The following is a 24,718-nucleotide window of genomic DNA, read 5'->3' on the forward strand; positions in this document are numbered from 1 at the left end:
AAGTCTCATTTGCTACATCCAAGCCCCCTAAATCCCCCAATTTTGGGGGACTTCTACCAGCAAATTGATTCTTGTTCCCCCCAGAATTGGGGGGCTAGGGGGGCAAAATTCAGTATCAAAAAACTTTTCAGATATCCTCTTAGTGGTCATTGTCCTGGGGTTGGTTGTTTTGCACGAAACATTGACCCTAAAACAAATGATTGGTATTGGTTTTGCCCTAGTTGCGATCGCGCTAATTGCTACATGAATCAGGATAATTATAAATGAATACATTACCCGTAATCTCATTAACAAAATTAAAAGACCTCAATGGTTCAAACTCAGGTAACGAAGAACACAAGCGTCTCTATGACATCTGCTTAGATCATGGTTTTTTCTATTTGAAATATCATGGCATTTCTGCTGATTTATTTCAACAAACCATCGACAGCTCTCGTAACTTTTTCCAGTTGCCACAGGACATTAAAAAAGCCTACGGCCAAGACAAACAAACCGTTTATCCCAACACCTCTAGGGGCTACGTTCCCGTTTACGGCGAAATCCTCCATGAAGACGTTGGTCCTGATTCCAAGGAACTGTTTGACCAAGGCAATCGAACATCCACCTTCAGACAAGCCGTTTACTGGCCCGACCTTGATTCCTGATCATACTGTAGCCCCTGGTTTTGCGGCATCCCACTATCAGCTTCAAGGGGAAATTATGACTAAAATTGTTCCCCACCTTCTCAGGGCACTGGCTGTTGCTTTGAACCTTGACCCGGATTGGTTTGACCCTTATTTTGACGATCCAATCCTGATCCATCGAACCATTTACTACCCCTCTGAAAGTGGTGTGGCAGGAAAACATACAGACAACGGCATTTTTACTGTGTTAATCCAAGAATATTTTTCCACCCCTTCCCTGCGGGTTTATACGAAAAATGCCTGGATTGATGCGGTTTGTTTAGAAGATGCTTTTGTGATTAATTTGGGGGATATGTTGCAACTTTGGACAAATGGTTTGTTTGTGAGTACTCCCCACGAAGTGATTCATACACTCTCCAGGAGTCGGATTTCGATTCCTTTCTTTGTTTATCCAGATGTCAACGCAACATTTGAACCGATCGGAACCGATAAAAAGATCAATGCTACTGACATTATGCTGAAAAATTTGAATTCAATTTGGGTGAATAAAACAGGGGCAGGTCGGGCTAAAGAATTAAAGTAATTATAAGTATTCAGCTATCAGCAATCAGCTTTCAGCTAAAGAGGTAAAATTTCGAAGTCTTAAATTCTAACGTTTGCGTAGCGTGGACATAGGCTTGCATAGGTTGATTTTAAGCTGTTCGCTTACCATGAGCCTTGGCCTTGGCCGTTGGCCACGCTACCCGAATGGCCAACGGCTGAATGCTTACAGTGAGACCATTGGGGCTTGACTGATTATCAGTTATTATTAAAAACTCATTGTAGACCCGAAAAACTTATCTCTTGAGTCAGTTTAATTCATCTAACCATTGCCTCCGATTTTTCCGCTACTTTTTCAGCAAGCCCTAGTTAGGAGCGCAAAAGCCTGTACTAAAGAACTTGGCAGGCAAAGTAAACTGCTTGTACCCCATCAGCAGGTAGATAGTCCCCACACTCTTGAGCAACAATCTTCCAGGATCGATTTTCTTCTAGGCGTTTGATCATGGCTGTTATCGCTGAATCAGACTTGTCATACACAGATTTGCGAACGCTAAATACAACAAACCCTCCTGGTCGAGTGACTCTTACAAATTCAGGCATTGCGGAATCAGGCATTGCTGCATGACTGAACCCTCCAGCACACAGGACTGCGTCAAATTCATCTGGCTGCAAAATTTCATTTGTTTCTGGGAAGCAGGCATGATGAAGTGCCTCATAAATTCCTCGCTTCTCTGCTTGCGCTAACATTTTTGAGGACAGATCAACACCTATGATCGAGAGAGGATTGTAACCCAGATTGATCAGTTCAACTCCACCAATACCTGTACCAACCCCTGCATCCAAGATGCGCAGACCCTTATGTTTTGGCACGTGCCTACTAAAGAATAGGGTTGTATAGTGACTACAGCCAGATGTACCGTCTCCAGCTAAGTCCAAGAGAAATTCATCGTAATTCTCTGCATGCTTATCATATGCTCTCTCTAGCCTATCTGGATCATAAGTGAGGGCATGCACATCTCTGTGAAATTGTCCAAGACGACCGTCAATGATCTTACCTTCAATATGATCTTGTTGCATGATCTGGCTGCTCCTATTTATTCTTGACATTTTGAAGTTCCTCTTGATGCAAAAATCTATACTTTCTACTAATCCATTCCTGCACCTTTTCAAGCCGGGAATATTTTTCGTACAAACTGACAACTAAGTCATAGGAAAAACCTAAGGGCTGATTGTATTGCAAAAAGGTTGTAAGTAGCATTTCCTCAGCATCGTGTTCTCGATTCTCATCAACAAGTCTAGCAGCAAGGCTAAGTAGTTTATTGTAGATATCAGGGGTTGGTTCAGGCAGTATGGTTACACTTTCTTCAAGTAAATATACTTGATCAATTTCATGGCTGAGTTCATTGTTTAGATAAGCATCTATTATTAAATGGATTCTTACAGACTGTCCATTTATAAAACCATGTACATCAGAATCAGGTCGTAAAAGCCAGAGAGTATCTGGCTTCAAGTGAACTGATGTATCAGAGAAAACCATGTAGCTATCTGGTGATGTGGAAATTGGTACATGCAGCCTGACTTTCTGCTTCTCAGACAATTCAGAATAATCTCGATGTTCCCAAAAGCAAGTACCTGGAGCAAGCTTGTTTAATCTAACCCACATCAACGATAGATTGCAATGCTCTAAAAATGAACGTATTGTTGGCAATTTATCAAGTTCAAGAGTTGCTTTTGGGCTGCAATCTTCAATAATTGTATCGGTGGAGTCTCCAGTTTTACTAAAGAGTGACAAAACTTCATATCCCTGACTTGTATACTCACGGTAAGAATTTTCTTGCCATGGCAGAGAAGTTGCTTGCTCAATTTCTTTGGCGGCATCATGGGAAAATCCAGTTGGCAAATCCCGAAGAATTCCAATAGTTCTACTAAGCATTAATACTCACCAAGCTTGGGCTAGCGGTCAAATTTTGGAATTGATGCCCTGGTCTGTGATTCTGTTGTGCTGTTTTCTGCACACTCGCACCAGAGTTGTGACGGGCATTTCCTTGATCGATTATACGAAAAAACCGGCTTTAGAGTTAGAAGTCAAAGATTTACCCCTCTGCCTCCTGCTATTGTGTAATATCTAGTTGTATTAAATAACCGTAATATATCACAGATGCAAGACCCAGCTCCAAACTGATGCCCAAGCGAATCAGTATAGAACCCCATCTGAGTATAGGAGAACTAGAACAGCGCTATCGTCAAGGGAAAGATCCGATTGAACGCTCCCACTATCAAATCATCTGGTTGCTAGCCCAAGGCAGAACCAGTGAAGAAATCGCTGTTATGACTTAATATAAACGAAGTTGGATTTATAAACTCGTGTGGGGCTACAACTGGATTGAACCCCTGACCTTGGGAGATGTTAGGCGTAGAAACCTTGGAGATCCTACTAACTTTAGTCAAGTCCTGCAACTCCTCGAACCATAAGCATTTGAACACTTTTGACTTCAATTTTTGTCAGTTAACCAGGTTTTGCCCTAGTTGCGATCGCGCTAATTGCTACATAAATCAGGAGAATTATAAATGAAAACCTTACCCGTAATTTCATTAACAAAATTAACAGACCTCAATGGGTCAAAATCAGGTAATCAAGAACACAAACGCCTCTACAACACCTGCTTAGATCATGGTTTTTTCTATTTGAAAGATCATGGTATTTCTGCCGATTTAGTTCAACAAACTATCGACAGCTCTCGTAACTTTTTCCAGTTGCCAGAGGACATTAAAAAAGCCTACGGCCAAGACAAACAAACGGTTTATCCCAACACCTCTAGGGGCTACATTCCCCTTTATGGCGAAACCTTCCATGAAGAGGTTGGTCCTGATCCCAAGGAAGTTTTTGACCTTGGCATAGAACATCCACCTTCAGACAAGCCGTTTACTGGTCCTACCTTGATTCCTGATGACACTGTAGCCCCTGGTTTTGCTGCATTCCACTATCAGCTTCAAGGGGAAATCCTGACCAAAATTGTTCCCCACCTTCTCAGGGGGCTGGCTGTGGCTTTGAACCTAGACGCGGATTGGTTTGACCCTTATTTTGACGATCCAATCCTGATCTATCGAGCCAATTACTATCCTCCTGAGTATGGCATTGCCGGAAAACACACAGATACCGGCATCTTCACCGTGTTAATCCAAGAGTATTTCCCAACCCCTTCCCTACGGGTTTATGCCAAAAATGCCTGGATTGATGCGGTTTGTTTAGAAGATGCTTTTGTGATTAATTTGGGGGATATGTTGCAATACTGGACGAATGGCTTATTTGTCAGCACTGCCCATGAAGTGATTCATACAAGCCCCAATAGTCGGGTTTCTATCCCTGTTTTTGTCTTCCCTAATTCCAATACAATTATTGAGCCAATGGGAACCAATGAAAAGATTAACTCTACCAACATTATGCTGGAAAACTTTAATTCAGTTTGGGTGACTAAAACAGGGGCAGGTCGAGCTCGGGAATTAAAGTATTCTGAACATGAAAAAACCAAACTAGCAAGGTTACCAAAGTAGCATGATTGGGATTTTGTAAATAAATTACAAAGATTCTAGCTGACCTGTTGCCCCTTCAGCCTTGGTTAACTGCTTTTGGCCGCGCTGCATCGCTACTCCCTACTCCCTACTCCCTACTCCCTACTCCCTACTCCCTACTCCCTACTCCCTACTCCCTACTCCCTTTGCTATATAAGTTATCGTGGTGATTAAAGACTCGCGAACCAGCGACAGATTGCCATGAGAAAATTTTTGATACTGTGTCTGTTTGTAGTAGGGCTGGGTTTTGCCCTGTTTAACTTTAAAGGATTGGCAAATCAGGGGAATTTTGAGTCGATTGTAATCGACTTCCGGGAAGATATCCCAGCTGCTCAACTTAATGAGCAATTGCAAGCGATCGCACAACAATACGAGGTTAATCCCCAACTCAATAGTGAATTTTCAGCAGCGGATCACATTTATATCCTAAAAGGAGATAAACAACTGCTGAATACCCTGAAACAATCAGGACTATCCCAAGCAACAGAATATATTGAACCGAACTATACCTATAGTGCCTTCGAGGTTCCCAATGACCCTGACTATAGTAAGCAGTGGAACCTGCGCAGCATTAATGTAGAATCTGCCTGGGATGAAACCAAGGGTAGTGGGGTAACAGTAGCAGTGATTGACACTGGGGTCAGCGCAGTCCCAGATTTGAAAGATACTGAATTTGTTGAAGGCTACGACTTTGTCAATGACCGGATTGAAGCATGGGATGATCAAGGTCACGGTACTCACGTAGCCGGTACTATTGCCCAATCTACCAACAATGGTTACGGTGTTGCCGGAATTGCTTACGAAGCTAGCCTGATGCCCCTGAAGGTATTGGCAGCCAATGGTGGTGGTACAGTGGCTGATATTGCGGAAGCGATTCGCTTTGCCGCTGATCATGAGGTAGATGTGATCAACATGAGTTTAGGGGGGGCTGGTGAAAGCAATCTGATGGCAGAGGCAATCGACTATGCCTACCACAAAGGTGTTGTCCTAGTGGCTGCTGCTGGTAACTCTAACCAAAATGCTGCCGCTTATCCCGCCCGCTATCCCCATGTTATTGGTGTTTCTGCCCTTGATTCCGCAGGTCTGAAAGCTCCCTACTCTAACTTTGGTGCTGGGGTAGATATCTCAGCCCCTGGTGGCAGTGAAAATGGTAAGATTTTGCAAGAGACGATTGATGGAGAAACAAGCACCCCTGTATTTGCTGGCTTCCAAGGCACCAGTATGGCATCGCCTCATGTTGCTGGTGTGGCAGCTTTAATCAAAGCTAGTGGGATTCAAGACCCTGCTGATGTATTGAATGTACTCAAGCAGTCCACCCGAGCTATAGAAGATGACCCCCTAAACCACTATGGTGCTGGACAATTAGATGCTGGTGCTGCCGTTCAACTCGCTCTGAAAGGACAAATTACCTTCCAAGACTTCTTCCGCTGGTTACGGGATAACGGCTATCTCAATCCTCGCTTTTGGATTGACGGTGGTGTGATCGCCCTGTGGCCAAAGATTGCTATGGTACTAGGTTCCTACCTGTTGGCCTGGTTCTTGCGCAATTATTTTCCCTTTACTTGGAGTTGGTCTCTTGCCACTGGCTTAGTAGCCGGGAGTTCAGGATTATTCTTCCTGAAAGGTTTGTATATCTTTGACTTACCCCAATGGCCCTTCCGAGTCATGGGCAGTTCGATTCCAGAATTGGGTAGCGCTATTGGCAGCAGCAGTTTTCTCAACCCTCTATTTGCCAGTGTTGTGATTCCATTTATTTTAATCGCCCTACTGTTAGGACATCCACAATGGAAGTGGTTAGCAGTTGGTTCAGCTCTCGGTGTGGCCAGTTGCCTAGCCGTGAGTGCTGTGGTTTCACCTGAGCTAATCTGGCTTGGAGGCGGGGTTTTGTCTCGGGTGTTCCTGATTGCCAATGCCTTGCTCTGTTTTGGACTAGCTTATTTAGCCGTTCAAGGGGAGAAACAATCAGCATGACGATCAGCATCACAGGCGTGATTGAGCGCAAAGAGATGGGGTCAGGAGCCTGGGCACTGGTTTCTGACTCAGGGGAAACCTATGAACTCAAGGACACTCCCCCAGAGTTAAAGCAATCGGGAATAAAGGTCACGGTTACAGGAGAGGTGCGAGAGGATGTGATGAGCTTTGCGATGATTGGTCCGGTGTTAGAGATCAAGTCCTTTGAGTTACTCGATTGAGGATCTTACCTCTTAAAGCAAGATAATCAGGACTTACCCATCAAGACCGTTAAAACCAGGTTTATAGTTGTCTTGATGCAGCCGCTCAAAGCTATCCTCAAAATTCACCTACGGATGGGGTGAAACCCCAAGACTCAGTAATTACCAAAAAACTGGGTCTAAAGCCCCGTCCTTGTAGGACGGGAGCATGTCAAATTCGTAGAATAAATGTACTAAAACGACTGATAACTGGTACTCAATCCCGGAAAACACTATAGTTCAAGAGTTTGTAGTTCAAGTGTTCTTACAAAATTGACCTGCTCCCTTCTAGGATTCTAGGACGGGTTTTTACTGAAAATTATCCTGACGATTTTCGCGCTCGTGTGGTATAATAAAATGTTACAGGTAAAGGTGGATATACCTTCGCGGAGCGTGACCTTAGGTAAATGATTATTTTAGAGTTTAAAGCCAAAGGTAAAAAGCACCAATACCAAGCCATTGATGAAGCTATTCGGACAATGAAATTTATCCGAAATAGTTGCATTAGGCTATGGATGGACAAGAAAGGGACTGGTAAATATGACTTAAGCAAATACTGCAAAGTTTTAGCTAAGCAGTTCCCTTTTGCCAATGAATTAAACTCTACTGCCCGCCAAGCTGCGGCTGAAAGGGCATGGTTAGAAGTTACCGTAAGAATAGTGGAGCCTTATTTCATGAGTTTTAACCCTTTTCTGCATAGCCTATCGCCTATAAAGGCTCCACTATTCTAAGGTTTCATCTCCGGTCATCGATATCCCGTTTCTACGATAATTGCCAGAAAAAAGTACCTGGAAAAAAGGGTTTTCCGAAGTTCCAAAAACACTGCCGCTCTGTTGAATACAAGCAGTCCGGATGGAAATTGTCCCCTGACAAAAAGTCGATAACGTTTAGGGACAATAAGGGTATTGGGAAACTAAAACTCAAAGGTACTTGGGACTTGTGGCGCTTCGACAAAAAACAAATTAAGAGGGTTAGGATAGTTCGACGGGCTGACGGGTACTACGTCCAGTTCTGTGTTTCAGTTGATATCAACGAAAAATTAAAACCAACTGGAAACACTGTCGGGCTAGATCTAGGACTGAAGGATTTCTATACGGATTCCGACGCCAATACACAACCCAACCCTCGGTTTTATAGAACGGGTGAAAAGCGTCTCAAGTTTTATCAACGTCGGGTTTACCGAAAAAATAAAGGCTCTGCTAACCGTCGAAAAGCCATTAACAAACTAGGTAGGGCACACCTAAGGATAAGTAGGCAACGTGAAGAACACTGCGCGAGCAATCCCTCGCACGTTGCGTAGCTCAGTCTAACGATTTGATCGCCTACGTTCGCGCAGCGTGCCGAAGGCAAGACCTAAGGGTAAAAAATCTGGTCAAAAACCACTGCCTTGCTAAGTCTATTAATGATGCAGGTTGGTATCAGTTTAGAAAATGGTTGGAGCATTTTGGCGATAAATATGGCAGGATAACTGTTGCAGTAAACCCTGCCTATACTAGCCAGAATTGTTCTAGTTGTGGTGAGGTGGTCACGAAGTCACTATTAACTCGAACCCATACCTGCAAGTGTGGTTGTCAGCTAGATAGAGACCACAGTGCCGCCATCAACATACTCGCGCATAGCCTTGGGTACGGTGGGGCACACCGGAACCTGGGTCGTAGACCCGAACACTTGTGGAGATTTGGCCTCTATTCCTTCTGGTTCCGACCAGATTGAGTAAGTCGAATCGTTGTTCGCGTAGCGTGGCCTACGGCCAAGCAAGAATCCCCAAGCCTTTCGGCAAAGCCGACGCTACGCGAACAGGCCGGGGAGTGTCAACGAGTCTTGTCAAAATCTTTACAAAAACCATAATAAAGCTCAAAGAATACCCCTAGAGCTTCTGCCTAAGACTGAAAAACTGCTTAATACCAAGGATTAGGCACTCTTGACCTGAATTAGCAAAGTTGAGGATCAGGCTGACTAAAATGCTCTGCAGACAGTGATGAAACCCCAAAAGAGTATCTTGGGCAAAATTTCAGATGTTAAGCTAGTTGATAACACGCTTATCATAGTATGGATAAACCTACACCCTAATCCTTCCTCCTGGAAACCTTACTGATTCAGTACATCCAAGGCTGGGTATGAGTACCAATTCCCGAGGGGGAAATTAGCTGCTTGCCAAAGCAATTTCACCTGTTTTAAGTGCTTAAAACCGTGTCTTGATGCAAAGCGCGAGTGGGGGAAACCACGGCAGTTGCTCATGGGTGGAACCCCCAAGACAGCACTGCCTCCCCAAGACCGCCCTGCATCGCTTAATCAGTTCGTGTTTAGAGGAAAAGGAGCAAGCAAACTCATCTATAGAGATGGCTACATATAGTGGGTAAAACCTTACCACCCAGTGAAAAAAAATCCCCAGCTCACCAAAGTGAACCGGGGGTGTCAATCAGGGTGCATCTACCATTTCACTTTTCCGAGATTGGTGATAGCAATCCGGAAAAATCTGGGTAAAGTGGCACCCAAATGCTGGAATTAGGAAATTTTCTGATTCAAAACAATTAACAGAGTATGCCTTGGAAACCTTAAATAAAAAACGGCATCAATACCATGAGCCAACAAGAATTTTCCCCTAAAGGAATACTCCTCAATAAGCAAATACTAAACAAATATTCAAGAATTTTTAAACCTTCAGCCAAAGCTCGTCACTATGAGCAAAATTGATCCCTTGAAATTGAGCAAAATTGGGCAACAGTGGCACAGGAATTCCATATCTCCGTAACCCCCTTAGGAAAACATGATGATTATCTGGTGCGCATCGAACGAGTGGCACCGGGAGTCTCATTGGCAGAAGAACAAGTCAGTTGGCCGGTAGAAGAATGGTTAACCCAGGCCAAGCAACTGATGAATGACCCCCTATTTAGTGTCCTGCAGGGTAGGGCAGCTGGGGTGGATGGCAGTTTTGCCATGCCATCTTGGGGAGAACCGTACTCTCAATCCTCTTTAAACTTAGTTGCCTTGGGTCAGGAGCTATACAATGCCCTATTTAAAGGAAGCTTGCGCGATAGCTGGATGATGGCGCAAGCGATCGCTCAAAATCAACGGTCGGTTTTGCGGCTGCGTCTGGGATTGAAAGGTACAGAATTACCCCGCCTACCTTGGGAAGTACTCCATGCTGGGGATCGTCCCCTAGCCACAGGAACTGATGTGGCTTTCTCCCGCTACCAGATGACCAAAGGCTTGATTAGACCAGTTCCGAAGCCTTTGTCTCCACCGAATCAACCTCTGAAAATTTTGATGGTGATCGCGGGTCCAAGTGATCAAGAAAGTTTAGAACTCTTACAAGAAGCATCTCACCTGAAAGAAGAACTCCGCCATCGTTCACCCAATGGACCCCCAGCGATTCATCTGACAATTCTGGAACAGCCAGGACGGGAACAGTTAACCCAAGCCCTGGAACAAGGAAAATATCAAGTCTTCCACTATGCTGGTCACTCTAACCTAGGGGAATCAGGTGGTGATGTCTACCTGGTTAGTAAAAAAACTGGTTTGACAGAGACCGTAAGGGGTGATGATCTAGCGGGATTGTTAGTTAATAATGGTGTCCAGCTGGCTGTATTCAACTCCTGTCGTGGTGCTCATACAGCTGCTTCACATACCCAAGAAAACGGTAACGATCAAAATCTCGCCCAAGCACTGGTTAAGCGCGGTATTCCTGGTGTTCTAGCCATGGCAGAGCGTATTCCCGATGAGGTAGCCCTGACCCTAACCCGACTATTATACCGTAACATCAATCAGGGTTATCCCATTGACCTAAGCCTCTCGCGAGCTAGACAAGGACTCATTTCTGCTTATGGCTCGAACCAGCTTTATTGGGCATTACCTGTTCTCTATCTGCATCCGGAATTTGATGGTTTCCTGACCAATGATGACCAGAGTTATGACCGAACTCAAATATTTAGTCTGCCCGATCCTCCTGGAATGTCTGTAGGGTTAGACCCAGAAGAGGCGTTTTTTACACCACCAGCAGATAATAATTCTACCACATTCTCAGAATTTGAGGAAGAGTCAGCTCTTGTCTCTAGGGGAGAAGCTGAGTATGACCATGAAAGTCTCACTGGTGTAACACCGGGTTTAGAATCCCATGAACTAGAAGCAGACGATCCCGCTGCTTTCATTAAGGGATTGCTGGATCAGCTCAATACAGAGGCTCAGGGTGGGGAATCACAAATAGCAGCATCGAATTTAGAGGGGTTATCCCAAAACCCTTACTCAGAGGCTGCTCAGAAGAACTTACCAGTCCATACCCCAAGTCAACTACCTGCTGCTTCGAAAGCTTCAGCTGCAACCCTGACAGCGGCTTTGTCTAGCGAGGGCTCAACCCAATCAGCTCCAAACCTTGAGGATTCTACAGCAGAACTTGAGGGGAAAAAGGTCACTAATCCTAAACAGAAGGGTTCAAGGTTACCACGTTCACCAGTGTGGATCGGACTAGGAGCAACGGGAACTCTGGCCTTGGTACTTTTGGGGGTTTGGTTTTTCCAGAACCCTCCTAGTCCTGGGCTAGGCAGACAATTACCACCAGGTCTCTCCAAACCTGTTGATTACTCAAATGTGAATTTGACAAAGGCTAAGACTAAGACCGTCACAGCGATCGCAATTCAAGCATTCAGTGAGGAGAATATTATTCGAGGAACCGAAGCTGTCAGGGCATTGCTAGACCGGGGTGCATTACCCCAGGCTTCTGCTGCCCTTCAGGAAGTTCCCTCAGAACAATTGAATAAGTCAATGGTGAGTTTTTTAAGAGGGCGTCTGGCATGGCAGTCGATCCAGACAGGCTCGGATGAATACAGTTTCGATGATGTCAGACGTTATTGGGAAAGAGCAGTCAAACAAGAACCTGACTCTTGGACTTACCGCAATGCCCTAGGGTTTGCCTATTACGCTGAAGGCAAATACGAGCGAGCTAACCAAGCTTGGTATGATGCATTGTACAGGAGTAGCAACAAGAAACCTACAACAGTTGGATCTGGAAAATCCAGCAATTCCCAAAAATGGAATACCTATGCTGGCTTAGGGCTAGGCTTGTGGAAATCGGCTCAAGAACAAAACGGATCTAAGCGGGCGAGCTTGTCCCAACGATCCCTCAAGCTACGGCAACTGGTGCTCACCAATGACCCCATTAACTTCAAACCTGATGCCTTGAGCAAGAACTGGCTTTGGTCACAGCAAGCGATTAAAGATTGGCAATCCCTGTTAGAGGTTAGAACTTCTAACAATTGACGGTTAACCGTCAAGCGTCAAGAGTGAACAAAGGGCAAATTAAGGGCACATTAAATAAATCACCACTAGCATCAGCTGATTATTGATCCCGCATCAAGGAAGACAGAGAGCGGCGCTTACGCATATCCATCATGTTGGCAAGAGTCTCGTCTTGAGGATTGGTCTGATCAGTAGGCTCTGGTGGCAAAACCGTTACCTCGGTCTGTTGGTCATCACTCTTGTTTTGTGATGGTAATAATGGTAATGATTTGACTGGTTGTTGTTTGCTAGTAGCCTTACGGCGTCTAGAATTACGGCGTCGCCTTCTACTGCTGACACTAGATGTTATCGGTCTTTTCGGTTTCGTTTTCCGGCTTGGAAATTTTAGAGCCTGAGTAAGCAATAAGCAACCGCTGGCGCAGCCTACAGCAACAACACCAAACAAAGACAGAGGCACAGCCTCTTTGGCCGCTGATGCCCGCAGTTGAGCCAGAGCTGGTTGTGGATTATTGGCTTCTTCCTCAATCGGTCCAGGATCAATCAGACCAATAGTTGCTATGCTACCGGCTAAGACCATAACAACCCAAAGCCCAACCCAAACAGCAATCTGATAATTGTATATTAGCTTTTGGATGGACTGGAAATAATCTTGCTTTTGAGCCTGATGACCAGATGGTTTAGACATCGACGCTCACGATTAGTTAAAAAACACGCTGACGGCATTTTAGCATGGCTTGTCAGTTCGACCAATGTCTTTAAGGAGGTTATTGGTGACACTACAGCGTAAATCCCAGTTTCAAGAGTATTTAACCCCTGAGACGACTACTGAGACTACTAATGAGACTACTACAGGGTTCTCGACTCAAAATCCTACAGATTATGGTGTTAAGTTGATAGACTCATCCCGTTCTCAAATCCCTAACCAGAACCAAGATCAGAAGACCTCTAAATCTTGGACAATTGAGAAAAGTGAGGAGCTTTATCAGATCCAAGGCTGGGGAGAACCATACTTTGCCATTAACACTGCTGGTCATATTATGGTTTCCCCTAAAGGCAATGGGGGCGGCTCGTTGGATTTGTTGGAACTGGTAGAATCCCTTAAGCAGCGCAATTTGGGACTACCATTATTAATCCATTTTTCAGATATCTTGGCAGACCAGATCGAGCAATTAAACGCCTGTTTTGCCCAAGCCATTACTCGCTACAAATACCCTGGTCGTTACCAAGGAGTCTTTCCGGTTAAATGCAACCAGCATCGACATGTGGTTGAGGATGTCGTGTATTTTGGTCAACCTTATCAATTTGGTTTAGAAGTCGGTTCTAAACCTGAATTGATGATTGCTCTAGCAACATTGCTCACTCCGGATTCCCTAATTATTTGTAACGGCTACAAAGACCGGGAATATCTTGAAACTGCCCTTTTAGCTAGGCGATTGGGACATAATCCGATAATTGTCCTAGAACAGCTAGAAGAAGTGCAGCTAATTATCGAGGTAGCTGCTGAGTTAGGAGGCATCACACCAGTGCTGGGGGTGCGAGCCAAACTGAGTACACAAAGCATGGGTCGTTGGGGAAACTCTGTAGGAGAGAAAGCTAAATTTGGTCTGAAAATTCCAGAAATACTCCAAGCCATTGACCAGCTACGGGAGGCTGGGATGCTTGAGTCATTGCAGCTGTTGCACTTCCACATCGGCTCTCAAATCTCTGCCATTAGCGTGATTAAAGATGCTATTCGCGAAGCAAGCCAAATTTATGCTGAGCTTAAGGGATTAGGGGTGAATATGCAGTATCTAGATGTAGGTGGTGGCTTGGCAGTGGATTACGATGGCTCCAAAACAAACTTCCATGCCTCCAAAAACTACAACATGCAGAACTATGCCAATGACATTGTGGCTGCGGTGAAGGAAGCTTGTGAGGAACATCAAATTCCGGCACCAATACTCATTAGTGAAAGTGGTCGTGCGATCGCATCCCATCAATCAGTTTTAATCTTTGATGTTTTGAGTACCAGTGATGTCGAATCTCAATCCCCTCCACTGACAACGGAACAAGACCATCTAATTATCCGAAATCTTTGGGAAACTTACTGTACTCTCGACCTTGAGAACTACCAGGAAGCCTATCATGATGCCATCGAGCTTAACCAAGAAGCAAAAAGCTTGTTTAGTTTAGGCTATCTGAGCATTACCGAGCGGGCTAAAGCCGAGCAGCTTTATTGGGCGTGCTGTCAGAAGATTCGGGAAATTATCAGGACACAAGACTATGTTCCTGAGGATCTAGCAGACCTGGAAACGATCATGGCATCAATTTACTATGTCAACCTATCAGTCTTCCAATCAGTGCCAGATTGCTGGGCAATTAACCAGCTATTTCCGATTATGCCCATTCATCGACTGGATGAAGAACCAACTCAAAGGGGTATCCTGGCTGACCTTACCTGCGATAGTGATGGTAAGATTGACCAATTTATTAACCTGCGGGATGTTAAATCGTTGCTGGAACTACATGCTTTGCGCAAAGCAGAGGAGCCAAGGAAAATTTCTAATTCCAAATCCCAAATCCCAAATCCCAAATCCAAGGAACCCTACTATTTGGGTTTCTTCCTAGTCGGTGCCTACCAAGAGATTATGGGGAATTTACACAATCTCTTTGGTGATAGTAACGCAGTTCACATCAAATTAAGCCCCAGAGGGTATGAAATTGAACACGTGGTTAAGGGAGATACAATCACGGAAGTTTTGGGTTATGTGCAGTATGATGCTGAAGATTTGGTGGAAGGTATGCGCCGCCTCACAGAACAGGCGTTGCAAGAAAAGCGAATTACTTTGGCAGAATCTCAACGGCTGCTGGAAAATTATGAGCGGAGTTTGAGGAGTTATACCTATTTGAGTTCGTGACTTCCCCCGACGCCGAATCTTTGATTACGGCGTGGGCTTCTTAACCTCGCAGTTAAGCATTCCTGCGTAGCACTTATCTGTTCGCTTATGCTCACCCGACAGTACGCTCTTAGCAGGCGGTTTCCATTCCCCACAGTCCGTGGGTACTGATTCCAATCCTCTGAGTCTGATCACCATCGCCGCTGCATGATCTCTATGAGTGGAATAACCACATTCAATGCAAATATGCTCTCGTTGCTTGAGAGATTTCTTTACAGTTGCCCCACACTCTGGACAAGTCTGACTGGTTCCCTTTGGGTTGACTTTTTCAAAGTAGCCACCTCGCTTCCAACAAACCCATTTGAGTAAGTCAAGAAACTGTCCAAAGGAAGCATCAATACATTCAGTGCGGAGCATTCCTCTGTTTAGTCCTACTGTGTTCAAATCTTCCGCAAAAATACTTTCGGCTTGATCACACAACAGATGTGCAGTTTTCAGGTGGAAAACACGCGCGAGTATTAGCAATGTGATGATGTAGTCTTGCCACCACTACTTGTGCCTTTTCCCAGTTCTTAGAACGCTTCTGTTTTCTCGCGGCTCTCCTTTGTAGCAATTTCAGCTTACCTTTGAGGTCTTTGAAAAACTTAGGGCGTTCCACTGTGAAACCCTCAGAAGTTGTCAAGAATTTTTCGAGTCCCAAATCTATTCCAATGGCGTGACCGCCAGATGGATTGTCTGGGATTTCTACGTCTTTAGCAATTGTGACAACAACGTACCACTGAGTAGATCTTGCTCTAGAAAGAACTCTAACTTGCTTGACTTGGAATCCATTTAGGTGCGCTTTCCGTTGGCGAATTAAATTCGCCACGGGTCGCACCTCTGGAATCGGTCTATGCAAGTTGATGGCCACTTGGCCAATCTTGGGAAGTGCTATTGTACCATTGTCTATCGGGTTCTTCTTGAATTGAGGGTATAAAAAGGATTTGAATTGACCAAACTTTTTGAACCGAGGAAACCCAAACCCACGTGAACGAAAATTCTCCCAGGTATCGTGCAGCCTACGAATTGTTGTTTGCAATACCTGGGAATGGACTTCTTTGAGTTTGGGGTTGAGGTTTTTAGCCTTTGGTAGACTATTTTGTTGAAGATGGTAGCTAGGGAACGGAGTATCAGCTGGGATGATGTATTCCTTTGACAAAGAACATCTATCCACATCACACTTTCGACTTGCCAACCAGTCTTTCAACTCCCTCAGAGCGTAGTTGTAGACGCCGCGACAAGTCTCTAACCACTCAAGTATTTGAACTTGCTGGCTCGCACTTGGATAGATTCGGTAGCGATAGTTCATCATCAACATACATTACAGTCTACCATCAATACACAAATTCGTAGATGTATTTTTCTCACACCTTGAAGGGGTGAGAAAAATACTGGGGGAGTCGATGTATCCCGACGCTCTATCCGGCAGGATACATGGACTCCCCCAACCCCCCTCGCAAGTTAAGCTCAGGACTTACCTAGTAACTCTAATTGTAGGGAAAGCTAAAAATTATAGAGTTTGGTGCTCAGTTTCATGAATCATGAACCATCAATCTTGAGATTACAGAATGTTGCTCATTAAGTTATAACGGTCGTTAAGCGCAAGTTTTCTCCAGTGATTTGACTAACATGCCCACCAAAGAAAATCGCTTTTTGCAAGGGCGTAAAATCGCTCCCCGTCCGATTACGGCACAAATCCCAATCACAGAGTTGATCGACCAGACGTTTCTAGCCTACAATTCCGGTCGGTTACGAGAAGGCTGCCAATTATTGGTAGAGCGGATGTTGCAGCCAAACGTAACGGTGGGTTTAAGTTTGACAGGAGCATTAACCCCCGCAGGGTTAGGAATGGCGGCAGTGATCCCACTGATGGAGGCAGGGTTTGTCGATTGGATAGTATCTACAGGAGCCAATCTCTACCACGACACTCATTTTGGTATTGGATTGGAACTCCATCAAGGGCGGCACGATATTAGTGATGTGGTATTGCAGAAAGAAGGAGTTGTCCGGATCTATGACATTTTCTTCGATTATGACGTGTTGCTATCAACGGATAAGTTCTTTCGTCAGATCATTGAACAGCCTGAGTTTAAGGGTCGAATGGGAACGGCAGAGTTTCACTACCTCTGCGGTAAGTACATTGCTGCACGGGAGCAAACATTGGGACTGGAAAACCAATCCCTGCTGGCGGCAGCTTATCAGTTAGGAGTCCCCATCTATAGCTCTAGTCCTGGAGATAGTTCGATTGGGATGAATTTAGCAGCGCTAGGGTTGCAGGGAACCGGACCAGTCATTGATGTGTCCTTGGATGTGAATGAAACGGCAGCAATTGTACTGGCAGCTAAAAACAATGGGGGAGCCAGTGGCATTTGGATCTTGGGAGGTGGCTCGCCGAAAAATTTTATGTTGCAGACGGAACCGTATCTTCAAGAAGTCTTGGGTATTGATGAGAAGGGGCATGATTACTTTCTTCAGGTAACTGATGCCCGTCCAGACACAGGGGGTTTGTCAGGAGCAACCCCATCGGAGGCGGTTTCTTGGTGCAAGCTTGATCCACAAAAGTTATCAGAAACGGTTGTGGTTTATTGCGACTCGACCATTGCTATGCCCCTACTGACAGCTTACTGCCTAGCTAAGGTAGCGCCTCGTCCTCTAAAACGCCTCTATGACCAAAGAAAAGCCTTACTGGAGCAGTTGAAAGAGACACATTTGGCTACCCAGGCGACAGCAGTCAGTTGAACTTCCCCAACCGTCTTGGATGGGGATTCCCAGGCACAACCAAATAGATTGTTATCTCCTAGGGCGTAACTTTCCCCCGCACCGGGGGTAGCTGAGTAAGGTCAATTCCCAGTTTTTTAAGACCTTTCTCTTTTATCTTAACACTATTTGAAAGGTAAAATTCATCCCCAAACTATTCGTCAAGGGGTATTTTTTTCCCTCTCAAACTCTCCCTTTTGATAAAAATTGAGTTATTCTGATTTTTTTAGCAAGTCGCCCTATACCTAGTCAAACAGGCAAGCTTGTACAAAACTCTAGCCCCAACATTACCATCCCACTCATCCCCAGAGTCTCCAGGAGCAACTTCGCACAGATCAAAACCAATAATAGTTTTTCCAGCTTTGACTAGCGATCGCACTAAATAAATTGCCTCGTTAAATTCCAATCCTCCCGGCACAGGAGTACCTGTATTGGGACAATAGGCTGGATTCAATCCGTCAATGTCAAAGCTAATATAAACTTTATTCGGTAAATTAGCAATAATTTCCTGGCACTGGGCTGCCCAGGTTATACCTTCGTAAGTCTTAGCTTTGAGCTGCCAGTCATCAAACACTACAATCCGGCGATCGCTGTTTGCCCAAGACATTTCCTCTTCACAAACATCTCGGATGCCAACCTGAACTAAACGATTAATCTGAGGTAGAGTCAGGGCATTGTACATGATCGAGGCATGGGAGTAAGTAAACCCTTCATAGGCTTGCCGGAGATCGGCATGGGCATCAATTTGTAAAATCCCGTATTCATCGTGTTGCTGTGTTAGGGCTTGCATTAACCCAAGAGGAACACTGTGATCGCCACCGACGATGGCAACCAGCTTGCCTTGCTCCAGCAGTTCCAGTGCCTGAGTGTAAACCCAGTTGTTGAGACCAGCACAGGCTTGATTAACGATTGCTAACTGTTTTGCGATCGCATCATCATCCACATTGCCACCAGCTTCTAAATACTGAATAATCCCTTTAGCTATCAACCTCATGGCACGATTTTGGTCTTGGATAGCTGAGTTAATCGGTATAGTCCCGCACCTGATTTCCCAAGCTTGGGGTACATCAAAGTCGTACCAATCTAGCTGTACCGAAGCATCTAAAATTCCTTGGGGACCGTTTGCCGCCCCCTCTCGGTAAGATGTGGTCACGTCCCAAGGAACAGGCAGGAAAACGATTGAAGCCTCCTCAACCGAATAGGGCAAGCCAAAGAAGCAGCCATTGGGCACAGTAATCTCATTAGGATTAAAACTGGCTTGATTCATTAGCCCTTGGTAAATTTTTCCTATTTTACCCGAACCTCGTTCCTACGGGAATTCTTGTATTAGGGATTAGGCACGCTTAGATTAGGGGTGCATCTCATATTTGCTGTTTGACCCGGTGGGTGGAATGGGCATCTTGCCCGTTTCTGCTCTTTTCGGACGGACTTTTCCAACCCAGGCGTTGAGGCGGAAAATCAGGGCTAACCCGTCTTATCACGCACCCTACGCAACTAAAACCATTAACCCAACTCCTAACGCTTAACCCGCAACCCCATTATCATCAAAACTAAATTGACAAAGTCCTAGCACTATGGTAAACATCAAAGAAATTCCTCTAGAGCAAATTCGACGTCCCCTACCACGACAAAATGATCCAAACAAGGTGGCGGCGCTGATGGAATCAATTGCCAAAGAAGGTTTGCGCGAACCCATTGATGTGTTAGAAGTAGATGGGCTATACTATGGTTTTTCTGGTTGCCACCGTTACGAAGCACACCAGCGTTTAGGAAAAAAAACCATTAAGTGCCGCGTGCGTCGCGCTCCTCGCTCCGTCTTAAAACGGCATTTAGCGTGAAAATTAGCAATTTTGGGACAAAAATAAGTTCATACCTTGGGTGAATTCCCAAGGAAACCCGAATTGCTTAAAGTTAAGCTGTTTAAAGCTGACCGTCGCTACTATTAGTTTGGACTAGAAACCTTTAGGAGAGTACTATGGCAACGATTGTACCTGTCAATATTGGTATTGATGAACAAGACCGCAAAGAGATTGCTGAGGGACTGTCTCGTCTACTAGCCGACACTTATACCCTATACCTGAAGACCCATTACTTCCACTGGAATGTTACTGGACCAATGTTCAACTCCCTACACCTGATGTTTGAGCAACAGTACAATGAGTTAGCTTTAGCAGTGGATGCGGTAGCAGAGCGGATTCGTACCCTAGGCTATCCTGCTCCTGGCAGCTACAGTCAGTATGCACAATTATCCTCTATCCCCGAAACCAGCGATGTTCCGGAGGCTGAGGACATGGTGCGCTTGCTAGTGGAAGCCAATGAGGCAGTGGTAAGAACTGCACGGTCTGTTTTCCCAGCCGCTGAACGTGCTAACGATGAGTCCACAGCTGACCTGTTGACCGAACGGATGAGCATACACGAGAAAACGGCTTGGATGCTGCGCAGTATTTTAAAATAAGCTTATTAAGTATTAAGTATGAAGGATGAAGTATTAGGTATTAGGTATTAGGTATTAATCATGAAGGATGAAATAGTCTAATTTATTGGTTGTTAAATAACTGGTATCGTTTGAGCTATATCTGTTTATCCTTCAATATTTGCCTTTTTTACTTTATCTTTCATGCTTCACTTAGGAGTTTGATTGGAAAAAAACTGGAGCACTAAAGTGTTCCTTATCGAAGGAAGTAACTGGCTTGGGCAATCGAAGAGTAAACCTACTACCAACACCTCGTTCGCTGTATACTTGCAAGCTACCGTGGTGGGCAATAGCGATCGCATTAGCAATTGCCAGCCCTAATCCGGAACCTCCTGTGTGACGAGAGCGATCGCTATTGACTCGATAAAAGCGATCAAAAATTCGCCCTTGGTCTTCTTGGGCAATACCAATCCCCGTATCTTCTACCTGGATCACCGCGTGTTGGTCGCTCTTGTCTAAAATAACAGTTACTTTACCACCCACAGGGGTGTATTGGATACCATTAATAATTAAATTAGAAACTAGGCGATAAAGCTGCTCAGAATCACCCACAACCTCCAGAGGAGTTGGCACTAGCACCGAAGATGTCAGTGTAATTTCGGAAGCGATTGCCAAGGCTGCCAATTCCTCAACTAAATCGCTAACCAGGTCATTGAGACAGCATGTCTGGTGACGTACAGATGCTGGTTGTCTATCTAAGCGAGACAACAACAACAAATCCGCAACTAACTGAGTCAGCCGCTGATTTTGACGTTCAACAATTTCAAGAATGTTTCGTGCTTCTTGTTGATCCAAGCTAGGCATCAAAAGTGCCGACTCAACCGTTGCCAGTGTCGCAGCTATCGGTGTCCGTAGCTCGTGGGCAGCATCAGCGGTAAACTGTTGAATCTGTCTGTAGGATTGGTAAATAGGTTGCATCGCCAACCCTGCTAACCACCAACTGCCACTGCCGACTAAGATCATTGCCATTGGCAGCCCCAATACCAAGATTAATTTTACCGTATTGAGGTACTCCTTGAGGTATTGGAAAGAGTGCCCCACCTGCAAATACCCCCAATCCCGCTGATCTTGAGTATGTAGCGATAGAGAAATTTGGTGATAGGAGTTGCCCTTACCATCGGACAGGGTTTGCCAAGGTGCTTGATTAAACACCTGGGGTAATCCCTCTGGGTAAGTTCCTGCAATGGCAATTAAACGTCCTGAGGTATCAAATAGCCGGATGTAGTAGTGAGCTTGGCTAACAGCACTGAGGATGTGGCGTTGGGGACTAACCAGTGGTTTAGAACAGTTAACTCCAACGATACACAGATTAGGTAAAAGTTCCCCAATTATTGGCTCTACCCGTCCCGGTTCCTTGAGTTTCCATTCCAGACTATCATGGAGTGTCCCCGCAACGGATTTTAACTCCCGGTCTGAAGTGACTAAATGGGTATGAGCGATCCCTCTGTAAACACCAAATCCCAACAAGCTCAAAATAAACCCCATGACAATGGCATAGGAAAGTGCTAATTTTCCACGAGTCTGGTTAAATAGCTTATTTTGATTCATTATTTTTTCAGATTGAGACGATACCCCAAACCATGCACAGTTTCAATGGGAATGCTGGAGTTGATTGATTCGAGTTTCCGACGTAGCAGGCGCATTTGAGCCGCCACTACGTTACTAATTGGTTCTGCATTCACTTCCCAAAGTTGATTGCGAATTTGGTTGGTGGTCATCACCTGATTGGGATGCTTCATAAAATACTCTAAGAGCTGGAATTCTTTATTCGTGAGTGGAACGTGGAGTTTCTCACCGTTAGCAGCAAGACGATAAACCGTTCGGTTACCATAATCTAGAATAAGGTCACCCACCTGAAGTTGTTGGGGCTGGAGTAGGGGTGTTCGCCGGTGCAAGGCTCTAACTCTTGCTAGCAACTCTGCCATTAGGAACGGTTTGACTAAATAATCATCGGCTCCGGTATCCAAACCCATCACTCTATCTTCCAGGCGGTCTTTTGCCGTTAGCATCAAAATAGGCAAGGGATTATTACTATAGCGTAACTGACGCAGTAACTCTAGTCCGGATAGCCCTGGTAGCAACCAGTCGAAGATAGCTAAGGTATATTGGGTTTCGTGATTGTTTAAATAACCCCAAGCTTCAGTACCGTTAACAACCAAGTCCACCACATACTTCTCTATATTCAACGCTCGCTTAATTGCAGCACCCAAGTCTGGCTCATCTTCAACTAGCAGTACTCTCATCTGTCTTTTCTCGCTGGATACTTTGTCTATAGTAGCGATATGCGCGAAACAAAGCGGGGCAGAGTGTAACTTTCTGTGGATAAATTAGCTTAAAGCTGCACGCACCTATAGTCAATGTATGTAATAGCAAAGGGAATTTCGGAGCAGGGAATAGCGAGTAGCAATTCTAGAATATGGCATCAAAAAGTATCACAATTACTACACGTAGCCTAAACCATTAATTCTAAAACATAGAATTAAATTGTGACATTAATTAAAAAAAATAATTAACAAATCAATTTCCTACTCTCAGAAGCTGAAGGCTTACCAAAGTCCTAAAAAAAATAATTTCATTGATACCTAAAATTTCATCCTGATTTCATATTTGCTTGTGATACTTAATCAAGACGACAGCAAATGACCATCTGGATGCAAACCTTAGGTATCTGGGTGGAGGCTATGGTGACTACTTGCACCCTCTGCTGAGCATCAAAAGCACTGATCCATTATGCACAAGACAGAAAAAATCCTGGCTTCAACGTTTACCTTTTTGCTGGTGATAGCGATCGCACCAGTTGCTGTTTTCGCCCATGCCGGGCATGGAAATGAGTTCCAAAGCGGAACCGAAGCCACCAGCAATCCCGAAGGAATTAAGGTAGATGCCACAACCGCTAGTCAAATTGGGATTAAACTCCAATCCGTCTCTAGGCAGTTTTTGGATATTGGTATTCAAACCACGGGGCAAATTGAAACCCAGCCCAACCAACAGGCGCAAGTAACAGCACCGATTCCCGGTACAGTTGCTAAACTTTTGGTCAAACCAGGTCAGAGGGTCAAGAAAGGTCAAGCGGTTGCTGTCATTTCTAGCTTGGAGTTAATTGAATTGCGGGTTGAGTCTCTCGACAGACTGACTGAAGCTAAGGCCACATTGGGAGAAGCTCAGGCAAATCTGGAACTAGCTAGGGAAAATTTAGAACGTCAGCGTCAAATTGCTGCTGCTGAAATCGATGAAGCTGAAACTCAGCTAGCAGTAGCCCAAGAAGAGTACGATAAAGACCTAGCATTAGCAATCGAAGGTGCTCTGGCTCGACGTCAGATGCTAGAGTCGAAAACTAAGCTAGCAGAGGCTAAAACGTTACTGAAAAGAGCATTTAGCCGTCGGGAAGTTCTCGAAGCAGAAGCGGAATTAAAACGGGCTCAAACAGCGGTTAAGGCTGCCAAATCCCGGGTTCAACTGAGCGATACTACCTACAAAACCCGACTGCAACAACTTAGTAATTCTGCTAATGAGCAAGGAAAGGTAACGGTGCTTGCTCCAATTTCCGGTACAGTAGCGCAGTGGAAACTAACCTTGGGTGAATCGTTTGAAGACGCAGGTGGGCAACTGATGACGATTGTTAACAATAATCAAGTCTGGGCAACTGCTAATATTTATGAAAAAGATTTATATAAGGTAAAAATAGGTCAGAAGGTCAGATTAGAAGTTTCTAGTCTGCCTAATCAGACTTTTACAGGTCAAGTTACCCAAATCGACCCTATCGTGGCAGGTCAGACACGAGTAGTGCCAGTGAGGGTAAAGTTGGATAATCCTGGAGGGCAACTAAAACCAGGAATGTTTGCTCAATTAAATATTCTTACTGATAAAACCAGTGTAGCTACTTTAGCGATTTCTCAAGATGCTTTGGTGGATGCTAATGGTAAACAACTGGTTTATGTAGAAAATGGTCAGAACTTCTATGAACCTGTAGAACTTACTCTTGGTTCAACTTTTGGGGATTTGGTAGAAGTCAAGAATGGTTTATTTGAAGGTGACCAGATTGTGGCTGAAGGCGGGGTGATGTTGTATGCCCAATCCCTAAGGGGTGGCTCTAAAGCTGATCACCATGACCATGAGCAAGAAGAACATAATCATAAGGCAACATCGACTAATGTTAATGTTGCTAGCCTACCCTGGTGGTGGGTTTTTCCTGTAGGAGGGGTAATTACAGCTGGTGCTTTTATGCTCGGACGCCGCACTGCTTCACAATCAAGACCAGCACCTATAGAAATTTCCGATGGGCTGACCAATAATAGCTATCATCCCACTGCTGATGTAAAAGGAAATGCCCAGAGCAATGGGGATGGCTATTTAGATTCGGCCATTCCTAATAGTTTCGTAAACAGGCAATAATCAGCA

20 protein-coding genes and 2 pseudogenes are annotated in these 24,718 nt (G+C 44.8%); 14 read left to right on the plus strand and 8 right to left on the minus strand.

Annotated features, from left to right (window positions below; translation table 11 throughout):
* Positions 1–263: 263 nt before the first annotated feature.
* Together F6K37_RS06615 and F6K37_RS06620 are read left to right on the plus strand one after the other, a co-directional pair.
* Positions 264–644, plus strand: coding sequence for a 2-oxoglutarate and iron-dependent oxygenase domain-containing protein (locus tag F6K37_RS06615; RefSeq protein ID WP_287249040.1), 381 nt, complete (start codon positions 264–266; stop codon positions 642–644).
* Positions 580–1,206 (plus strand): 2OG-Fe(II) oxygenase family protein, encoded by a 627-nt coding sequence (locus F6K37_RS06620; RefSeq protein ID WP_229414581.1) that lies wholly within the window; start codon positions 580–582, stop codon positions 1,204–1,206. The genes F6K37_RS06615 and F6K37_RS06620 overlap by 65 nt, the downstream gene beginning before the upstream one ends.
* A gap of 347 nt (positions 1,207–1,553) precedes the next feature.
* Here F6K37_RS06620 and F6K37_RS06625 read toward each other — a convergent pair whose 3' ends face one another.
* Both F6K37_RS06625 and F6K37_RS06630 read right to left on the minus strand, forming a co-directional pair.
* Positions 1,554–2,240 carry a class I SAM-dependent DNA methyltransferase gene (locus F6K37_RS06625; protein ID WP_008186174.1) on the minus strand — a complete coding sequence of 229 codons (687 nt, stop codon included), beginning with the start codon at positions 2,238–2,240 and terminating at the stop codon, positions 1,554–1,556.
* Positions 2,241–2,253: 13 nt separating this feature from the next.
* Positions 2,254–3,096: an aspartyl/asparaginyl beta-hydroxylase domain-containing protein gene (locus F6K37_RS06630; RefSeq protein ID WP_008186175.1), complete on the minus strand. Its 843-nt coding sequence runs from the start codon at positions 3,094–3,096 to the stop codon at positions 2,254–2,256.
* A 28-nt stretch (positions 3,097–3,124) separates the two neighbouring features.
* Here F6K37_RS06630 and F6K37_RS45405 point away from each other — a divergent pair.
* The 7 genes and pseudogenes from F6K37_RS45405 to F6K37_RS06665 form a co-directional block, all read left to right on the plus strand.
* Positions 3,125–3,223: pseudogene (locus F6K37_RS45405) on the plus strand (IS982 family transposase); the annotation flags it as partial.
* A gap of 121 nt (positions 3,224–3,344) precedes the next feature.
* A complete protein-coding gene (locus F6K37_RS06635) occupies positions 3,345–3,500 on the plus strand; it encodes a hypothetical protein (RefSeq protein WP_008186177.1) in 156 nt (51 codons plus the stop codon).
* A 231-nt stretch (positions 3,501–3,731) separates the two neighbouring features.
* Entirely contained in the window at positions 3,732–4,715 is a 984-nt protein-coding gene (locus tag F6K37_RS06640; protein WP_287249047.1) for an isopenicillin N synthase family dioxygenase, read from the plus strand.
* A 219-nt stretch (positions 4,716–4,934) separates the two neighbouring features.
* Entirely contained in the window at positions 4,935–6,704 is a 1,770-nt protein-coding gene (locus F6K37_RS06645) for a S8 family peptidase (protein WP_008186187.1), read from the plus strand.
* Complete coding sequence (locus F6K37_RS06650) at positions 6,701–6,925, plus strand: hypothetical protein (RefSeq protein WP_008186190.1); 225 nt, start codon at positions 6,701–6,703, stop codon at positions 6,923–6,925. Before F6K37_RS06645 ends, F6K37_RS06650 begins: the two co-directional genes overlap by 4 nt.
* Before the next feature lie 425 nt (positions 6,926–7,350).
* Positions 7,351–8,660: pseudogene (locus F6K37_RS06660) on the plus strand (RNA-guided endonuclease InsQ/TnpB family protein).
* A gap of 1,007 nt (positions 8,661–9,667) precedes the next feature.
* On the plus strand, positions 9,668–12,196 hold the full coding sequence (locus F6K37_RS06665) for a CHAT domain-containing protein (RefSeq protein WP_287249050.1): 2,529 nt from the start codon (positions 9,668–9,670) through the stop codon (positions 12,194–12,196).
* 79 nt (positions 12,197–12,275) lie between these two features.
* Here F6K37_RS06665 and F6K37_RS06670 read toward each other — a convergent pair whose 3' ends face one another.
* A complete protein-coding gene (locus F6K37_RS06670; protein ID WP_008186201.1) occupies positions 12,276–12,860 on the minus strand; it encodes a hypothetical protein in 585 nt (194 codons plus the stop codon).
* Between the two features lie 64 nt (positions 12,861–12,924).
* Here F6K37_RS06670 and speA point away from each other — a divergent pair, with 64 nt between their 5' ends.
* Entirely contained in the window at positions 12,925–15,072 is a 2,148-nt protein-coding gene (gene speA / locus F6K37_RS06675; RefSeq protein WP_287249052.1) for a biosynthetic arginine decarboxylase, read from the plus strand.
* A gap of 24 nt (positions 15,073–15,096) precedes the next feature.
* Here the strand turns inward: speA and F6K37_RS06680 are convergent, their stop codons facing one another.
* Both F6K37_RS06680 and F6K37_RS06685 read right to left on the minus strand, forming a co-directional pair.
* Entirely contained in the window at positions 15,097–15,531 is a 435-nt protein-coding gene (locus tag F6K37_RS06680) for an RNA-guided endonuclease InsQ/TnpB family protein (protein ID WP_287249054.1), read from the minus strand.
* The gene (locus tag F6K37_RS06685) at positions 15,524–16,402 is read right to left on the minus strand and encodes an RNA-guided endonuclease InsQ/TnpB family protein (RefSeq protein ID WP_287249055.1); all 879 of its coding nucleotides are present in this window, start codon (positions 16,400–16,402) and stop codon (positions 15,524–15,526) included. The genes F6K37_RS06680 and F6K37_RS06685 overlap by 8 nt, the downstream gene beginning before the upstream one ends.
* A 317-nt stretch (positions 16,403–16,719) precedes the next feature.
* Between F6K37_RS06685 and F6K37_RS06690 the strand changes: the two genes are divergently transcribed.
* A complete protein-coding gene (locus F6K37_RS06690; protein WP_287249057.1) occupies positions 16,720–17,829 on the plus strand; it encodes a homospermidine biosynthesis protein in 1,110 nt (369 codons plus the stop codon).
* A gap of 244 nt (positions 17,830–18,073) precedes the next feature.
* Here the strand turns inward: F6K37_RS06690 and F6K37_RS06695 are convergent, their stop codons facing one another.
* On the minus strand, positions 18,074–19,114 hold the full coding sequence (locus F6K37_RS06695; RefSeq protein WP_008186205.1) for an agmatinase family protein: 1,041 nt from the start codon (positions 19,112–19,114) through the stop codon (positions 18,074–18,076).
* Between the two features lie 307 nt (positions 19,115–19,421).
* On the opposite strand from F6K37_RS06695, the gene F6K37_RS06700 reads away from it, so the two are divergent.
* Both F6K37_RS06700 and F6K37_RS06705 read left to right on the plus strand, forming a co-directional pair.
* Positions 19,422–19,685 (plus strand): ParB N-terminal domain-containing protein, encoded by a 264-nt coding sequence (locus F6K37_RS06700; protein ID WP_287249060.1) that lies wholly within the window; start codon positions 19,422–19,424, stop codon positions 19,683–19,685.
* Positions 19,686–19,822: 137 nt separating this feature from the next.
* On the plus strand, positions 19,823–20,302 hold the full coding sequence (locus F6K37_RS06705; protein WP_008186208.1) for a Dps family protein: 480 nt from the start codon (positions 19,823–19,825) through the stop codon (positions 20,300–20,302).
* Positions 20,303–20,473: 171 nt separating this feature from the next.
* Here F6K37_RS06705 and rppB read toward each other — a convergent pair whose 3' ends face one another.
* Positions 20,474–21,868, minus strand: coding sequence for a two-component system sensor histidine kinase RppB (gene rppB / locus F6K37_RS06710; RefSeq protein ID WP_008186210.1), 1,395 nt, complete (start codon positions 21,866–21,868; stop codon positions 20,474–20,476).
* Positions 21,868–22,563 (minus strand): two-component system response regulator RppA, encoded by a 696-nt coding sequence (gene rppA, locus F6K37_RS06715; protein WP_008186212.1) that lies wholly within the window; start codon positions 22,561–22,563, stop codon positions 21,868–21,870. Before rppA ends, rppB begins: the two co-directional genes overlap by 1 nt.
* A gap of 487 nt (positions 22,564–23,050) precedes the next feature.
* Here rppA and F6K37_RS06720 point away from each other — a divergent pair, with 487 nt between their 5' ends.
* A complete protein-coding gene (locus F6K37_RS06720) occupies positions 23,051–24,712 on the plus strand; it encodes an efflux RND transporter periplasmic adaptor subunit (RefSeq protein WP_008186214.1) in 1,662 nt (553 codons plus the stop codon).
* Positions 24,713–24,718: the final 6 nt, after the last annotated feature.

This window comes from Moorena sp. SIO4E2 (assembly GCF_010671945.1).
In the GTDB taxonomy this organism is placed as follows: Bacteria; Cyanobacteriota; Cyanobacteriia; order Cyanobacteriales; family Coleofasciculaceae; genus Moorena; species Moorena producens.

Bases quoted from the DNA above. Each gene is read 5' to 3' on its own strand.
- F6K37_RS06685 (WP_287249055.1), bottom strand. From the start codon at position 16,402: ATGATGAACTATCGCTACCGAATCTATCCAAGTGCGAGCCAGCAAGTT.
- F6K37_RS06705 (WP_008186208.1), top strand. From the start codon at position 19,823: ATGGCAACGATTGTACCTGTCAATATTGGTATTGATGAACAAGACCGC.
- F6K37_RS06670 (WP_008186201.1), bottom strand. From the start codon at position 12,860: ATGTCTAAACCATCTGGTCATCAGGCTCAAAAGCAAGATTATTTCCAG.
- F6K37_RS06625 (WP_008186174.1), bottom strand. From the start codon at position 2,240: ATGCAACAAGATCATATTGAAGGTAAGATCATTGACGGTCGTCTTGGA.
- speA (WP_287249052.1), top strand. From the start codon at position 12,925: ATGTCTTTAAGGAGGTTATTGGTGACACTACAGCGTAAATCCCAGTTT.
- rppA (WP_008186212.1), bottom strand. From the start codon at position 22,563: ATGAGAGTACTGCTAGTTGAAGATGAGCCAGACTTGGGTGCTGCAATT.
- F6K37_RS06645 (WP_008186187.1), top strand. From the start codon at position 4,935: ATGAGAAAATTTTTGATACTGTGTCTGTTTGTAGTAGGGCTGGGTTTT.
- F6K37_RS06720 (WP_008186214.1), top strand. From the start codon at position 23,051: ATGCACAAGACAGAAAAAATCCTGGCTTCAACGTTTACCTTTTTGCTG.
- F6K37_RS06695 (WP_008186205.1), bottom strand. From the start codon at position 19,114: ATGAATCAAGCCAGTTTTAATCCTAATGAGATTACTGTGCCCAATGGC.
- F6K37_RS06650 (WP_008186190.1), top strand. From the start codon at position 6,701: ATGACGATCAGCATCACAGGCGTGATTGAGCGCAAAGAGATGGGGTCA.
- F6K37_RS06700 (WP_287249060.1), top strand. From the start codon at position 19,422: ATGGTAAACATCAAAGAAATTCCTCTAGAGCAAATTCGACGTCCCCTA.
- rppB (WP_008186210.1), bottom strand. From the start codon at position 21,868: ATGAATCAAAATAAGCTATTTAACCAGACTCGTGGAAAATTAGCACTT.
- F6K37_RS06630 (WP_008186175.1), bottom strand. From the start codon at position 3,096: ATGCTTAGTAGAACTATTGGAATTCTTCGGGATTTGCCAACTGGATTT.
- F6K37_RS06635 (WP_008186177.1), top strand. From the start codon at position 3,345: ATGCCCAAGCGAATCAGTATAGAACCCCATCTGAGTATAGGAGAACTA.
- F6K37_RS06640 (WP_287249047.1), top strand. From the start codon at position 3,732: ATGAAAACCTTACCCGTAATTTCATTAACAAAATTAACAGACCTCAAT.
- F6K37_RS06615 (WP_287249040.1), top strand. From the start codon at position 264: ATGAATACATTACCCGTAATCTCATTAACAAAATTAAAAGACCTCAAT.
- F6K37_RS06690 (WP_287249057.1), top strand. From the start codon at position 16,720: ATGCCCACCAAAGAAAATCGCTTTTTGCAAGGGCGTAAAATCGCTCCC.